Genomic DNA, 15,917 nt, shown 5'->3' with positions numbered 1-15,917 from the left:
AGGATGGCACCATTGTGTCCGATTGCAGCTAACGTGTACATGCCCCAAGCCGTTTGAGCCGGACCCATTAGAAAGACCCGTGAGAGCCGCTGTGCGGCCGGCGAAACGGTGTAATGCTGATATACTGCATGTGATAACCCTCGTCAGCGCGCAACTGCGCCCGAGAAACGCTGTGGGCTAGAGGGATTATTCGTAAAGTTGTGCCTTCGAAGCTCAGCGGCTGACACGATGTCAGCCGTTTAAATTTCTTAGTTTGTTGTTTGGCTACAAGAAGATCTTTTGAACCATTTTTAGGAGCACTAACCAAAATTACATCATATGGTTCTATATATGATACTGAGTGATCTCTAAGCCCAATTATATCAATATATTCTTTAGATTCTGATTCATCAGGACATCCTTCTTCAACCCAATTTTTAAAGTTTGATATTTTTGCATTTGGATCTTGAGCATTCAAATAACCACAATCTATAATATAAACTTCATAGGCGTTTCTATCTTGTCTCATCTTTCCGATAACTTACCATTAGCGACATAATTGCCACATATGTAACTGTAGTTTGTCTTATTTTCAAATTCATACATGTTAACCTAAAATAAATTCTTCTTAATTAACAATAATTGTATCATACTTTTTAATCTTTCATGCTAAAAACTTCTTTATAATACATGCAATCGTAATATGCATAATTATTGAAACAACTTGAAACTTATTGCTTGGCCAGCATATTAATAAAAAACAATTGAATGTCGGTGAGACAAAGTTTATTAATATCTCGAAGGTATATTGGATATCTAATTTAATATGATATAATATATAAAAATAAAATGTGAATTAAGATTATTATGTAAATAAGAAATAATTTCGATGTATAGGATAGAATTAAATTTCGACTAATGTGGGGGAATGTTATGCATTTGTTTAATGCCAGTTCATTATTTAATGAGGATGCCAAAGAAGAAATATTAAATATTATAGATAATCCGGAAAAACTAAGAAATAGGTTAATTGAAGTAAAGAAAATGATTTTAAAAGTATATAATTTTAAAGCGTATAATCTACCTGAAGATTTTGCTACAACTTCTTATATATTAGCAACTAATCATTTAACTGATTCTGATGCTCCGATAATAATGAGTTATTATTATGAACTTATGCATCAAAGTATAAATACTTATCCGGAGATATTTGTTTTCGCCAAAGAAAATTGCTTTAATGGTGTTTCCATACCTAAAGAATTAATGCCGATATTAGAGATGGAAAAGGTTATTCCAGTTGACCGTAAAAGTCTTGCTGGATCAATGGCGGCAATGAAATCTGCATCAAAGTGGTTTAATGAAGGCGAAAAACCAAAGCATTTTCTGATATTCTCTCAAGGAACAATTTATGACATAAATAAAGATAGAGCAGAAGATATTGAGTCAGGAGCATTCTGGTTAGCTAGATTACTGGGTATTCCTGTTCTGCCGGCTTTTATTGAGCAAGCTGTTGAACAGGCCGAGAATCGTTTAATGTTTGGAGAACCAATTTTTATACCAAAAAACTGCCGAAATTTTGATGATTATAAACAATTATGGTTAGAAAGAGTAATTGAAGCACAGAATGAATTAGGTGAACTTACGGGAATTCCAGCAAGAGAAGCTATGCTTGATGAAGAACATCAAACGAGAAAAAGATTTAAACTAACTAATTAGAATACGAGGATAGTGATAAATTGATATAGCCTTTTTTAGGGGCTTTTAAGAGCATGGGACGAAAAATATCAAAGGAATTTTGGAGTTTGGAGTCCCATTTTTATAATTTTGAGAACTATCTCCCTAAATGAATTCCACATTTCAGCAATCTGAACAGGTCATCTGCAGCTTGCCTTAGGTTCTGGTCAGCATTACTAATAGCCTTTTCCAAAGGCATAGGTTCTCGGACAGACGAAATAATACAATCTATTCCATGCACATATGCCGCTTCAGCACCCTCACCGATTGAACCAACCAGTGCAATCACCGGAATTTTCTTTGAACCCGCTCCACCATGTTCAACGCATCTTTTTGCAACGCCTACAGGTACTTTTCCAAACGCTGATTGGCTGTCTATCCTACCTTCACCCGTGATTACCAAATCAACATCTTCAAGTTTTCCATCAAAATCAACAATATCCAAAATTGTATCAATTCCGGATTTGATATTGGCCCCAAAGAAGGCAACAAGGCAAGCACCTAATCCGCCCGCTGCACCTGCACCTTTGATACTGTCAATATCAATACCGAGCTGACTTTTTACTATCTTTGCGAAATGATTCATTCCATTCTCCAGCTCCAAAATCATTTCTTCTTTGGCACCTTTTTGCTTTGCAAATACCCTTGTGGCACCTGTCTGTCCGGTTAACGGATTTGTAACATCACTTATAACAGTAATGTCCGATTCCCTAATCCTATTGTCAATTCCGCTCATATCAAATAATTCAAGTCTTGATAAAAACTGTCCTCCAAATCCTAAATCAGCTCCATCGCTATCCATGAATCTCACTCCAAGCGCCTGTGCAGCACCAATCCCTGCATCATTTGTTGCACTTCCGCCAATACCTATCAAAAAGCTTCTATATCCTTTATCAAGTGCATCCTTAATTAGTTGGCCCGTTCCAAATGTAGTAGTTTTTAAAGGATTCCTTTCATCCTCCTTAAGCAAAGTCAAACCGGAGGCCTGAGCCATTTCTATTACAGCCGTTTTTCCATTTATAACACCGTATTTTGCTTCTAGCTTTCTACCAAGTGGATCAACAACCCAGGCAGTCTCATATTTGCCGTTTGCAGCTAAAACTATCGCCTCAACTGTCCCTTCGCCGCCATCTGCTATAGGTACTTTTATTATTTCTATTTTTTCAAAATGTTTTATTGCACTCTCTTCTATGATATTTATAACCTCTAAAGAGGAAAGAGAGCCTTTGAACGAATCGGGAGCTAATAGTATTTTCATGCCGACCTCCTTGGAATGATCAATGCATGGATTCATTATTACATAGATTTGGCTTAATAATCAAGGTTAGCTTCTAAGTGTGTAAATTCACACGTATTATCCATACGCACTCCTCCTTAGCTATTATTCATTGCGGAAATATCCCAAACGTATGTTTGAATATCTGATTCAATATGATATAATAGATTAAACTAAAATTTTGGGAGAGTAATAATTATGCCTGAATTTAAGATTGCATCTGAATACAAACCTTGCGGGGACCAACCTAAAGCTATAGATAAGTTGTGTGAAGGTATTAACAGAGGACTTAAGGGACAAACCCTTTTAGGTGTTACCGGTTCGGGTAAGACCTTTACAATGGCTAACGTAATTGAAAGAGTGCAAAAACCAACCCTGATAATTGCTCATAACAAAACCCTCGCTGCGCAGCTTTGCAGTGAGTTTAAGGAGTTTTTTCCGGACAATATAGTTGAGTATTTTGTCAGTTATTATGACTATTATCAGCCTGAAGCATATATTGCAACCACAGATACCTACATTGAAAAGGATGCTTCAATAAATGAGGAGATAGACAAGCTTAGACACTCGGCTACTGCTGCATTGTTCGAAAGAAGAGATGTAATTATTGTTGCCAGTGTTTCATGTATTTATGGTCTGGGTGATCCTGAAGACTATACAGACCTTATGCTTTCCTTGAGAAAGGGGATGCAAAAGGATAGGGATGAGATTATCAGAAAGCTTGTTGAAATACAATATGAAAGAAATGAGATAGATTTCAAACGTGGGAAGTTTCGGGCAAGAGGAGATGTTCTGGAGATATTTCCTTCATATTCTTCCGACAAGGTAATTCGTGTAGAGTTTTTTGGAGATGAGATAGATCGGATAACTGAAATAAATTACCTGACTGGTGAGATACTAGGCTCAATGTCACATGCTGCTATATTTCCTGCTTCCCACTATGCGACTACACGGTCAAAAATGGAAAAAGCAATGGTAAATATAGAAAAAGAGCTTGAGGAACGTCTGAAAGAACTCAAGGAAGATGGTAAACTGCTTGAAGCCCAAAGGCTTGAGCAGAGAACAAGATATGATCTTGAGATGCTCCAGGAAGTAGGTTTTTGCCAGGGAATTGAGAATTATTCTAGACATATTAGCGGTAGAGAACCCGGGAGTTCCCCTTATACGCTTATAGATTATTTCCCGGATGATTTCCTGATGATGATTGATGAGTCACATGTTACTGTTCCGCAGGTAGGTGCTATGTATAATGGGGACAGATCGAGAAAGCAATCGCTGGTTGATTACGGATTCAGGCTGCCATCGGCCTTTGATAACAGGCCTTTGAAGTTTAATGAGTTCGAGGAGAGGATAAATCAGATTGTTTTTGTTAGTGCTACACCTGCTGCATACGAGAGGAATAATTCACAGCAGATAGTTGAGCAGATAATAAGACCTACCGGGCTTATAGACCCTGAAATTATAGTAAAACCAGTAAAGGGGCAGATAGATGATCTTATTGGAGAGATCAATGAGAGAATACAAAAAAATGAACGTGTTCTTGTTACTACCCTGACAAAGAAAATGTCCGAAGACCTTACGGATTACCTTAAGGAGTTGGATTTTAAGGTTAAATATCTCCATTCCGACATTCTGACAATTGAAAGGATGGAGATTATAAGGGACTTGAGACTGGGAGTATTTGATGTTTTAGTTGGGATAAATCTATTAAGAGAAGGGCTGGATTTGCCGGAGGTTTCTCTAGTAGCCATTCTTGATGCTGATAAGGAAGGATTCTTAAGATCTGAGACTTCTCTGATACAAACTATCGGCAGGGCAGCTAGAAATGTAGAAGGAAAAGTAATAATGTATGCTGATACAGTTACTGAATCAATGAGAAAGGCTATAAGTGAGACAAATAGAAGAAGAAAGCTGCAAGTAGAGTATAATGAGGAGCACGGGATTATTCCACAGAGTATTAAAAAGAGTGTAAGAGATGTAATTGAAGCAACAAAGGCTGCGGAGGAAAGCTCAGAGTATTCTGTACGTAGAGAAGAAGAGGTTATAAGTCAAGGTGAGGCTCAGGCTATCATTGACAGATTAACAAAAGAAATGAAAAAGGCAGCGGCAGATTTGCAGTTTGAAAGAGCTGCTGAGTTAAGAGATAAGCTTAATGGACTGAAAAGTAAGTTTGGTTTATAAGTAAGTGTATTGTGGCATGAAGTGATGTTTTAAGGGAGCAGTTTTAACTACTATAAAGTAGGAGCTGCGCCCTTTTGCTGTTATTAAAGGAGAAATTGAAGGTGCCTTGGTAGAGGCAGATTCACAGCATAATAATAAAAATGGAAAAAATTCTGAAAAAATATCTTTATTTTATTAAGATTTTATGATAAAATATTACTACAAGCTAAAAATTCCCTTCTTAGTGTTTGCAGTTAATTACCAAATTCATTTAAATCTTTTTTACTCAAGACAATAATTCTTAAATCCCCTATTATTCCATGTATGTATGTTTGTTTACCTATGTCATTTTGTAAAAAATTAAAGGAGGGGCAAGTTATGAAAGATATTAATTTTAAGGACCTTGTTAGTGCATTGAAAAGGGTTGATGGGTCTGTGGTAAAGGAAATGATGGAACATGACAAAGGTGTTTTGAGAAAGACAGTTGTAAGTATTTCGCCATACACTGTTACACTTGAATACATAGACTTTGGCAGGAGTCAGCGTGCCCTTAAATTTTATGCAACCAATAATAATGGAGAAGAAATTCATTTTGATTCAGTAAAGAGCCTGGTAGATACTTTAGGAGTGAAGCTCCAGTTTGAAAATAATTAATTGGTATATAATATAAATAAATATTAAGATAAATGAACCGGTGTGAGCCTTGTGCGAGCACTGGTTTATTTGTTTTCGAACTTATAAAGACAAAATACTGGCGAACTGATGTTTGCTTTTTTCTTTATATTTGATATAATATATATCGATTTTAATGTTAACTGGAAATGAGTGTGTTTTTTATGATGAGAGATAAAATTTTTATAAAAGGTGCCAGGGAGCACAATTTAAAAAATATTGATATTGAGATACCAAGAGATCAATTTGTAGTTATTACAGGACTTAGTGGTTCTGGTAAGTCTTCTCTTGCGTTTGATACTATTTATGCTGAAGGTCAAAGACGTTATATGGAGTCACTGTCTTCATATGCCAGGATGTTTCTAGGGCAGATGGAAAAGCCTGATGTTGATTATATAGATGGTTTGTCTCCTTCAATATCCATTGACCAGAAGACAACCAGTAGAAACCCGCGTTCCACTGTTGGAACTGTTACTGAAATATATGACTATCTCAGACTTTTGTACGCAAGAATAGGTGTGCCTCACTGTCATATCTGCGGGAAAGAGATATCCCAACAGACGGTAGATCAGATGGCAGACAACATAATGGACATGGAGGAAGGTACAAAGATACAGCTTCTAGCCCCTGTTGTAAGAGGAAGAAAGGGCGAATATCACAAGCTGATTGAGGATATAAAAAAAGGTGGATATGTTAGAATTAGAGTCGATGGAGAAATTTATGAGGTTAGCGATGAGATAAATCTGGACAAGAACAAAAAACATAGTATCGAAATTGTCGTTGACAGGCTTGTAGTAAGACCTGATATGAGAAAGAGGCTCACAGACTCTTTGGAAACAGTTCTTAAGCTAAGCAATGGATTGCTTGTTGTAGATGTAGTAGGCAAGGAAGAGTTTTTATTCAGTCAGAATTTTGCTTGCAGTGATTGTGGTATAAGTATGGAGGACCTTACACCAAGGATGTTCTCGTTCAACAATCCATTTGGTGCATGTCCTACTTGTAGTGGGCTTGGAGCTTTGCTCAAAATTGATCCTGATCTTGTGCTTCCAAACAAAAGCAAATCATTGGCTGAAGGAGCTATAAATACTAATGGATGGAATATAGCAAGTGGCGATGGTTATGCCAGAATGTATATAAACGCTCTTGCCCGCCACTATAAATTTAGTGTAGATACACCAGTGGAGGAACTTCCACCGAATATTGTGGACATCATTCTTTACGGTAACAAAGGTGAAAAAATCAAGGTAGACTATGAGAGAGAGTACGGAAAAGGTTCTTTTATGGCAGCTTTTGAAGGTGTTATAAACAGTATGGAGAGGCGATATAAAGAAACTCAGTCGGAAAGCATGAAGCAATATTATGAAGAGTATATGAGTAATGATATTTGCCCTGAGTGCAAGGGGGCAAGGCTGAAAAAAGAATCTATGGCTGTTACGGTAGGCAACCGGAATATCCACGAGATATGCTCCGTTTCAATTGGGGAAACAAAGAGCTTCTTTGACAACCTGAAACTTTCTGAACGTGAGAGGCTTATAGCTCACCAGATACTCAAAGAAATTAAAGAAAGACTGGGATTTTTGGTTGATGTGGGTCTTGGGTATCTGACATTATCAAGGGCAGCAGGGACACTTTCGGGTGGCGAAGCTCAAAGAATTAGACTTGCTACACAAATAGGCTCAGGGCTTATGGGGGTTTTATATATTCTTGATGAACCGAGTATCGGGCTTCATCAGAAAGACAACGAAAGGCTTCTTAAAACCTTAAGAAGATTGAGGGACCTAGGGAATACACTTATAGTGGTTGAACATGATGAAGATACAATGTATGCTTCAGACTATATTATAGATTTAGGTCCGGGTGCAGGAGTGCATGGCGGCGAGATTATTGCAAAGGGAACTGTAGAAGAGATTAAAAGCAATCCCAATTCTATAACAGGGCAATACTTAAGTGGAACAAAGAAGGTAGAAATACCGAAGCAGCGCCGCAAACCGAACGGAAAATGGCTGGAAGTAGTTGGTGCCAGGGAGAATAATTTGAAAAACATAGACGTAAAAATACCTCTTGGAGTTTTTACATCTGTTACAGGCGTTTCCGGGTCAGGGAAAAGTAGTTTGGTAAATGAAATACTGTATAAAAAGCTTGCAAATGAATTGAACGGTGCAAAACAACATCCGGGTGAACATAAATGTATAAATGGTTTGGAGCACCTGGACAAGGTAATTGATATTGACCAGTCACCTATAGGACGTACACCAAGGTCAAACCCGGCAACCTATACAGGAGTATTTGATTTGATAAGAGAAGTTTTTGCAGGAACGACGGAAGCTAAAACGAGAGGCTATAAGTCTTCCAGGTTTAGTTTTAATGTAAAAGGCGGACGATGTGAGGCCTGCAACGGCGATGGAATTAATAAGATCGAAATGCACTTTTTACCTGATGTTTATGTTCCCTGTGAAGTATGTAAGGGCAAGAGGTACAATAGGGAAACGTTAGAAGTTCGGTATAAAGGCAAGAATATTTCAGAAGTCCTTGATATGACAGTTGAAGATGCTGTGGAGTTTTTTAAGAATATACCGAAAATACACAAAAAGATTGAAACTTTAAATGATGTTGGACTTGGCTATATCAAAGTCGGACAACCTTCAACAACCTTATCGGGAGGCGAAGCACAAAGGGTCAAACTTGCTACCGAGCTTTCAAAGAGGAGTACGGGCAAGACTATGTATATTTTGGATGAACCAACTACAGGGCTCCATGTTGCCGATGTGCACAGACTTATTGATATCCTTCAAAGACTTGTTGATGCTGGAAATACCGTTTTGGTTATTGAGCATAACCTGGATGTTATAAAAGTTTCGGACTATATTATTGACTTGGGTCCTGATGGGGGAAATATGGGTGGAAATATAGTTGCTCAGGGAACTCCGGAAGAGGTTATAAAGGTTAAAGAATCCTATACCGGACAGTTCCTCGAAAAAATTCTGAAGAATTAATAAAAGCCTGATATTGACATTATTTATATTTTGAGGTATATATTGTACAATACCTAAAAAATACTTTATATTTTACTTCTAAGTAAAGTTAAGCGATTTGGATTAAGGCACAGGTATTTATCTTAACTTAGAGCTAAATTAAGTTAGTTATCCAATCAATAATGGTGAGATAAGGTTTTGTGGTTAGACCGTAAAAAATTAGTGTGGTATACTTTATATAAATATATTTAGAGATTTGAGTTTGTCATAGATTATTTTATGCTGAAATAATACAAAGGTTATCAGCATACGTTAATAATGAATGTATTTGGATCTACTGGCGCTCTTGTGATTGGAGATGACGAAAATGATGATGTGTTCTATGTGTAAAGAGAATATAGCAGTGGTATTTATAACAAAAATTACAGATGGCAAGCAAACCCAGGAAGGTTTGTGTTTCTCTTGTGCCAGAAAACAAGGTATACAGCCAATAAACCAGATTATTGAGCAGACAGGTATATCTGATGAGGAAATGGAAGATCTGAACAAGCAAATGGGAAGTCTTTTTGAGGATATAGATATCAATAATTTGAACGGTGCAGTTTCAGAACCAGGGCCAGCTAATAATCAGAACCCTTTCCTGAATCTTTTTAATAAAACATTGTTTAAGAGCAATGAGCCAAATTCCAATAAAGTCGATGAAACAAAAGAATCGCAGGAAGATGGTGGTACAAAGGAAGATAAGGACAGCAAAAATAATACAAGAACCAAGACTCAGGAGAAAAAACAGTTAAAGAAGAAAAAGTACCTGGATTCTTATGGCTCAAACCTTACCGAAAAGGCTAAAGATGGTAAAATTGACAGGGTTATTGGCAGACAGAAGGAAATAGACAGGGTAATTCAGGTTTTAAACCGAAGAAATAAGAACAATCCTGTTCTGATAGGTGAGCCTGGCGTAGGTAAGACGGCGATAGCTGAAGGGCTGGCAGTGAGGATTTCCGAAAAACAGGTTCCGGCAAAGCTTTTTAATACTGAAGTATACCTCCTGGATTTAACCAGTATAGTGGCTGGAACACAGTTTAGAGGACAGTTTGAAAGCCGTATGAAAGGCATAATTGAAGAGACTAAAACTCTTGGCAATATAATTCTGGTAATAGATGAACTGCATAATATAATGGGTGCCGGCGAAGCAGAAGGTGCCATGAATGCTGGTAATATTTTAAAGCCTGCACTTGCAAAAGGTGAAATACAGGTTATTGGTGCAACTACACTAAACGAATATCGCAAGCACATTGAAAAGGATTCGGCGCTTGAGAGAAGATTCCAGCCGGTTATGGTTGATGAGCCTTCAATTGAAGAGTCTATTGAAATACTAAAAGGTATTAAAGACTATTATGAAAGCTATCACAGGGTTAAAATATCCGATGAGGTAATCAGAACATCTGTAATAATGGCTGAAAGGTATATAACAGACAGGTTTTTGCCTGATAAGGCAATAGATGTGCTTGATGAAGCAGGTTCCAGGGCCAATATCAATAACGTGGATCTTGTAGAGTTTGATGCCCTTAAGGAAGAGCTTAAGAAGGTGCAGGAAGAAAAGGAAAGTGCAATTTCTGCAGACTCTATTGAAGAATATCAGAAGGCTGCAGATCTTAAGGTTAGAGAGTGTAAGCTTAGTGAGCAGATAAGTGAAATAGAGGCCAGGAATAAGTCCATGGAAATAACCGTTGATGATGTAGCGCAGGTAATTGAAGCGTGGACTAAGATTCCTGTTCAAAAGCTTACCGAGCTTGAGGCAAAAAAATTACTAAACCTTGAAGAAAGGCTTCATAAGAGAGTTGTTGGACAGAAACAGGCGGTTATAAGTGTTTCCAAGGCTATAAGACGTAATAGGGCAGACTTTAAAAAGAAAAAGAGGCCGACTTCCTTTATCTTTGTTGGGCCGACAGGAGTTGGGAAAACCGAATTGGTCAGAGCCCTTGCCGTTGAACTGTTCGAAAGTGAAGATGCACTTATAAGGCTTGATATGTCTGAATATATGGAGAAGCATACTGTGTCCAAGATGATTGGATCACCTCCGGGATATATAGGCTATGACGATGGCGGACAGTTAACTGAGAAAGTAAGGCGAAAACCTTATTCTGTTATTCTTCTGGATGAGATTGAAAAGGCCCATCCTGATGTGTTTAACATGCTATTGCAGATACTTGAGGATGGAAGGGTAACTGACAGTCATGGAAGGACCGTAAGTTTTGAAAACACGGTAATAATAATGACTTCAAATGCCGGTACCAGTCTTAAGGCACATGGTATAGGGTTTGCAAATGATAATTATATCGCGCTTGAGAATAAGGTTAAAGAAGTATTGAAGGAAATATTCAGACCTGAGTTTTTAAACCGCTTGGATGAAATAATCGTGTTTAATGAACTGAGCAGGGATGAATTAAAACAGATTGTAGACCTTATGCTTAAGGAAGTAATTCAAGAAGTTGAGCCAAAGGGCATAAAGATAGAGATAAGCGATGCTGTTACAGAATATATCTTAAAAATCGGTTATGACCAAAAATACGGGGCAAGACCTCTCAGAAGAACAATACAGAAATATATTGAAGATGAGCTGACAGATCGTTACCTCAGAGGTGAATATAAGGAAGGAAGCAATATCTTCATTGATGCAGGCAGTGAAGGGCTGATATTTAAGTAGTGAGTCAAAGATAAAAATACTTTTATGAAACTATAATTGACCACGCAATTGTTATAGTGTAGTATAATAATTAAATAAAAAGAAATTAGAAACGGGGAAGATATTTCCCCGTTTTTGTGAGTTTTAGGAGGGTCAACACTTGGCTATTGAGATAAAAAAGGCGATTATTCATGTGCTTGATAAGGATTCAAATGAACCTATACTAAATGAGTTTGAATTGGATGTAAACGAAGACCTTCAGCTATTTTTCGAGAAGCATATTTCAAAATCTATTAGTGATGACAATGCAAGAAAAGGTAATTTTAAGGATGGGCTTAATGTAGTAAAGGAAGTATGTTTTAGGATTTCATCAGACAACGAGTATTTCCTTGAAGGCTCAAAGGATATTGCAAGGCAGCTTTTCAGAGCAATGAAAACGAACAGCAGTATTTCCTCAACTGATTTAGTAGTATGTCTTTACGAAAATGATAATGTTCCGGCAGTTGCTATTTTGAAGATGGATTACACAGTGTCGTTTATACATGACATTGAAATGGTGGAAAGCAAGTTTAAGATAAGTATCAAAAAACAGGATATAAGCTTGCCAGGCGTGAATCAAAGAATACAGAAATGTGCGTTTGTTTTGTCACCTGCGGTTTACAGTGAACATGAACTTGTTATTCTCGATAATCAAATAGGTAAAGATGCAGATGAGCCTGTTGCACAGTTTTTTCTTCAGACCTTTCTTGGCGCTGAATTAATTTTAGATAGCAAAACATGTACAAAAATTTTGAAGACAGAAACTGAAAATTGGGTTCGCAGTAAGGCAAAGGAAGGAGAACCCTTTGCGGAGGAAGTAAGGAACTTTGTAAATGATGCAATCCATCAGGAAGATGAAATAGACATAGAGTCCTTTTCAAACAAGGTATTTGGAAGCAAAGAAGAACTTCGGGACGAGTACATTAATAATTTAAAGGAAAAGGGGTTAACTCACGAGAAATTTGAAGTAGACCGGGAATGGGTTGATAAAAAACTAAGCAAGATAAGGCTTAAGACTAATGATAATATTGAGGTATTAATAGATTATGACCTTTATGGTGATAGAGATAAATTTGAGATAATCAGTAATGCTGACGGAACAAAGACTATAGTAATCAAGAATGTAACGAGCCTTAATCAAAATTGAGATAATTCAGTATATTGCACCAGTGTCTAAAATAAAGAAACTGCGATAAGGTTTGCACTTGCAGGACCTCATCGCAGTTTTTTAATTTTAAGAGTTGGCACTTATATAAGGAATTTAGGAAATTCCATTCTGTGCTTAAACTTGTAATCCCAATATTGTATAGACCAAAATGCTAAGTACACAAAAGCAAAATGTAATGGACACAGTAAAGGCTGCAAGTACCTTCGAAAATCTTGCCTTGGAATCTTGAAAAGTGCTTAGAAAGAAACCTATTGAAAGTGCTCCAATAATAAAAGTAGCAGCTATATACCTGTAATCTTGTGTACATACATGAGGAAAATCAAAGCAAAACTTAATATATAATCCCATGGTTACAACATAAAGTAAACTCAAAAATGCTTTTAATGGAGCATCAAGCTTATTTGACTTTTTTAATATGGTAATTACAATGCAAATAAGTGAAATTAATACTAATAATATATTGACGTAGAATAGCATATTTGAAAATAACAGACTGATATAATTTTTTACCCAAATTGAATTCCCCAAACACAGAGGTCTTTAATAAAGCAATAAATATATTAGAATCTCTATATGGATTTCCAAAACCAGTATAAATATTTTCAAATTTAATAGGATTGAACTCAAATAACCTGGTTATAACCGAACAGTCACCTAAATATTGAGGTGAGATGTCTAAACGTAGAATTGCATTAAAAGGCATTTTATATTTTACAAAATTGTAAACCGACCACCACAAACCAAGAGGAATACATATAACACCAAAAGTTGCGAATTGACCAATCAACTTAAAAAACATATCTCTTTTTTGCCACAATTTAAAAAAGAACACAACAGCAATAGCAGGAGCTATTAAAAATCCGGAGGATTTTGCCATCATTGATAGCCCTAGGGAAACCGCTATTTTTATTATTGTTAGGGTTGTAGGATTTTTATACCATCTGATAGTAAAAAGTATTGCAGCCACCATTAATGTAAGGCATAATACGTCGTTATTTATACTGCCTGATAAAATAATCAATGTAGGGTGAAAGCAAACTATAGAAAAAGGTATAATCAACCCCAATTTCTCTAATGAAAACTCTTTGAAAATTTTATAGCATAGTATGTTTATACACCCTGTGTAAAATAAAGTTAAAACTTGAATGTTTTCTACTGCCTGGACATACTCCATTCCCAAAACGCTATTAAACTTTAACCAAAGGGCAGAAATAAAATGATGAAGCGGTGGATGATAAAATTGCGTTTTAGTTCTAGGATCAAAATCCGGCAGCATAAAGTTGTTATTAAAAAAATGCTGTATATACGCTATATGCCCCACAGAACTATCTATTCCGTCAGAATCATGCTGTCTTGTATAGTAAGGAGTATACATTATGTACATAACACGCAGCAACAAAGATGTGATGCCTAATAAAATTATAATGTTTCTTGTAGTTAGCTTACCTTTCACTTTTAAAAATATTGCTGTACTTAAAATAATAAAAAGTCCGACTAAAAACATTGCAGGTATGGGTTTTAAACCTAAGTTCAAGCCTTGAATGAATTTCTCCGCATTCAATGTAAACAAAAAGTTGAGTAAAAGACACAATAGTCCAAGTGCTATAAATGGATGTTTAGACAGCTGCACAGACGAATACCATTTACTATTTTGACTCATGATATTCCTCCTCAGTGTTTACATTCCAAACAGCGGATTTATCAGGATTATTATTTTTAATCAGGTTGACAGCTTCGATAGCTGTAAGCATGGAATGATCCATATTATTATAACGGTGCTGACCATTTCGGCCCAAACAGTAGAGGTTTTCAAAACCGTCCAGATATTCTCTGACTTTATCGAAATCACTGTATGTTCCAAAATATGCAGGGTATGCTTTCTTGACCCTGATGTGAGTAGAATCGATAACATCATCTTTTTCTATTACATCGATCTTAGCAAGCTCATCAATTGCAAACTTAATAAAGTCTTCACTTGCCATATTCCACATCTTATCACCCTCGGTACAAAAATACTCGAGGCCTACCCAAACGGTGTTTTCATTATCGTTGACCATATAAGGCGACCAATTATTAAATATCTGCAGCCTTCCGATTTTTACATCTCTTTCCTGAATGTAAATCCAGCAATCGGGTACTATGTTTCCAACCGTTTTTATCTTAGTTTGATTTTTGATTTTTAGTTTCTTGAGTAACAAGCCAACTGTAATAAAGTCGCGATATGGCAGATTTGCAGCAATCTCGTTAACTTTTGCCGGGACAGTATCTCCCATAGATTGAATAAGATCCTTTACAGGCATGGTTGAGAAAAATAAATCTCCGCAAAGTACTTCGCTATTACCGTTTTGGTCTGTAACGACAACCTCTTTTACCGTATTGTTGTCAGTGTTTATTCCAGTAACCCTACTGTTAAGTCTGATTTCTCCGCCTTTTTTTTCTATTTCGGAAGCCATTATCTCCCAAAGTTGGCCCGGTCCTTTTTTAGGATACACAAATTGTTCTATAAGAGAGGTTTGATTGCTCTTGTGATTTTTATTGAATAATTTCGCAAGCATTTCTATTATGGCTTTGCTTAAAGATAATTCCTTAACCCTTTGTGCACCCCACTCGGGAGATATGTTAGAAGGGTGAACTCCCCAAAGTTTCTCCGTATAATCTTCGAAAAACATCTCATAGAGAGACCTGCCAAAACGGTTTACGTAGAAATCCTCCAGAGATTTTTCTTCACGTTTTTTGATGGAAGACCCTATTAATCCAAAGCCTGCTTTCATAGTACGAATAAAGCCCATATTTATGAAGGTTGCAGGTTTTATTGAAATAGGATAGTCAAAAAAGCTTCTTAAATAAAATATTCTGGAAACACGGTTTCTAACAAGCATAACCTTATCAGTCTTTTCAGGATCAGGGCCATCAGCGGATAATGGTTTTTCTATTCCAAGTAATTTGTCGTCTTTGGAAGGAGAGCCTTGAGTGGGCATTAACTCTTGCCATATATCATTAACCTGGCTGTTTTTTGAGAAAAATCTATGTCCTCCGATATCCATTCTGTTCCCTTTGTATTGTGCAGTTCTGGATATTCCTCCAATAAATTCGGATTCCTCCAGTATGATTGGTTTTATGTCTGTATCTTTTAGTAATTGATACGCAGCAGTTAACCCTGCAGGACCTGCACCTATAATTATTGCTAGTTTTTGCGATTTGATTTCTGTCATTTCAGACCTCCAACTATTGAAA

10 protein-coding genes are annotated in these 15,917 nt (G+C 36.7%); 6 read left to right on the top strand and 4 right to left on the bottom strand.

Features of this window, described 5'->3' with window-relative positions; all coding sequences use genetic code 11:
- Nucleotides 1-67: 67 nt before the first annotated feature.
- Complete coding sequence (locus ACECE_RS0215130) at nucleotides 68-508, bottom strand: hypothetical protein (protein WP_010248711.1); 441 nt, start codon at nucleotides 506-508, stop codon at nucleotides 68-70.
- A 404-nt stretch (nucleotides 509-912) separates the two neighbouring features.
- On the opposite strand from ACECE_RS0215130, the gene ACECE_RS0215125 reads away from it, so the two are divergent.
- The gene (locus tag ACECE_RS0215125) at nucleotides 913-1,695 is read left to right on the top strand and encodes a lysophospholipid acyltransferase family protein (RefSeq protein ID WP_010248709.1); all 783 of its coding nucleotides are present in this window, start codon (nucleotides 913-915) and stop codon (nucleotides 1,693-1,695) included.
- Between the two features lie 115 nt (nucleotides 1,696-1,810).
- On the opposite strand, the gene ACECE_RS0215120 is transcribed toward ACECE_RS0215125, so the two are convergent.
- A complete protein-coding gene (locus ACECE_RS0215120; protein ID WP_010248707.1) occupies nucleotides 1,811-2,971 on the bottom strand; it encodes a glycerate kinase in 1,161 nt (386 codons plus the stop codon).
- 216 nt (nucleotides 2,972-3,187) lie between these two features.
- Here ACECE_RS0215120 and uvrB point away from each other — a divergent pair, with 216 nt between their 5' ends.
- The 5 genes from uvrB (at nucleotide 3,188) to ACECE_RS0215095 (ending at nucleotide 12,662) form a co-directional block, all read left to right on the top strand.
- Complete coding sequence (uvrB, locus tag ACECE_RS0215115) at nucleotides 3,188-5,170, top strand: excinuclease ABC subunit UvrB (RefSeq protein WP_010248705.1); 1,983 nt, start codon at nucleotides 3,188-3,190, stop codon at nucleotides 5,168-5,170.
- Nucleotides 5,171-5,527: 357 nt separating this feature from the next.
- The gene (locus tag ACECE_RS0215110) at nucleotides 5,528-5,803 is read left to right on the top strand and encodes a hypothetical protein (protein WP_010248703.1); all 276 of its coding nucleotides are present in this window, start codon (nucleotides 5,528-5,530) and stop codon (nucleotides 5,801-5,803) included.
- Between the two features lie 182 nt (nucleotides 5,804-5,985).
- Nucleotides 5,986-8,814, top strand: a complete 2,829-nt coding sequence (gene uvrA / locus ACECE_RS0215105) for an excinuclease ABC subunit UvrA (RefSeq protein ID WP_010248701.1) — start codon at nucleotides 5,986-5,988, stop codon at nucleotides 8,812-8,814.
- Between the two features lie 346 nt (nucleotides 8,815-9,160).
- Nucleotides 9,161-11,497 (top strand): ATP-dependent Clp protease ATP-binding subunit, encoded by a 2,337-nt coding sequence (locus ACECE_RS0215100; protein ID WP_010248699.1) that lies wholly within the window; start codon nucleotides 9,161-9,163, stop codon nucleotides 11,495-11,497.
- Nucleotides 11,498-11,636: 139 nt separating this feature from the next.
- Nucleotides 11,637-12,662: a nucleoid-associated protein gene (locus ACECE_RS0215095; protein WP_010248697.1), complete on the top strand. Its 1,026-nt coding sequence runs from the start codon at nucleotides 11,637-11,639 to the stop codon at nucleotides 12,660-12,662.
- A gap of 418 nt (nucleotides 12,663-13,080) precedes the next feature.
- On the opposite strand, the gene ACECE_RS0215090 is transcribed toward ACECE_RS0215095, so the two are convergent.
- Together ACECE_RS0215090 and ACECE_RS0215085 are read right to left on the bottom strand one after the other, a co-directional pair.
- Complete coding sequence (locus ACECE_RS0215090) at nucleotides 13,081-14,343, bottom strand: ArnT family glycosyltransferase (protein ID WP_010248694.1); 1,263 nt, start codon at nucleotides 14,341-14,343, stop codon at nucleotides 13,081-13,083.
- Nucleotides 14,330-15,895: an NAD(P)/FAD-dependent oxidoreductase gene (locus tag ACECE_RS0215085; RefSeq protein ID WP_010248692.1), complete on the bottom strand. Its 1,566-nt coding sequence runs from the start codon at nucleotides 15,893-15,895 to the stop codon at nucleotides 14,330-14,332. Before ACECE_RS0215085 ends, ACECE_RS0215090 begins: the two co-directional genes overlap by 14 nt.
- Between the last annotated feature and the right edge of the window lie 22 nt (nucleotides 15,896-15,917).

Origin of the sequence: Acetivibrio cellulolyticus CD2, from assembly GCF_000179595.2 — a bacterium.
Classification (GTDB): domain Bacteria; phylum Bacillota; class Clostridia; order Acetivibrionales; family Acetivibrionaceae; genus Acetivibrio; species Acetivibrio cellulolyticus.
Note: the sequence above shows the minus strand (reverse complement) of the source record. Positions and strands in the feature narration are given on the sequence as shown.

Coding starts and splice junctions, on each gene's coding strand:
- ACECE_RS0215125 (WP_010248709.1), top strand. CDS start 913: ATGCATTTGTTTAATGCCAGTTCATTATTTAATGAGGATGCCAAAGAA.
- ACECE_RS0215130 (WP_010248711.1), bottom strand. CDS start 508: ATGAGACAAGATAGAAACGCCTATGAAGTTTATATTATAGATTGTGGT.
- ACECE_RS0215090 (WP_010248694.1), bottom strand. CDS start 14,343: ATGAGTCAAAATAGTAAATGGTATTCGTCTGTGCAGCTGTCTAAACAT.
- ACECE_RS0215100 (WP_010248699.1), top strand. CDS start 9,161: ATGATGATGTGTTCTATGTGTAAAGAGAATATAGCAGTGGTATTTATA.
- ACECE_RS0215110 (WP_010248703.1), top strand. CDS start 5,528: ATGAAAGATATTAATTTTAAGGACCTTGTTAGTGCATTGAAAAGGGTT.
- uvrA (WP_010248701.1), top strand. CDS start 5,986: ATGATGAGAGATAAAATTTTTATAAAAGGTGCCAGGGAGCACAATTTA.
- uvrB (WP_010248705.1), top strand. CDS start 3,188: ATGCCTGAATTTAAGATTGCATCTGAATACAAACCTTGCGGGGACCAA.
- ACECE_RS0215120 (WP_010248707.1), bottom strand. CDS start 2,971: ATGAAAATACTATTAGCTCCCGATTCGTTCAAAGGCTCTCTTTCCTCT.
- ACECE_RS0215085 (WP_010248692.1), bottom strand. CDS start 15,895: ATGACAGAAATCAAATCGCAAAAACTAGCAATAATTATAGGTGCAGGT.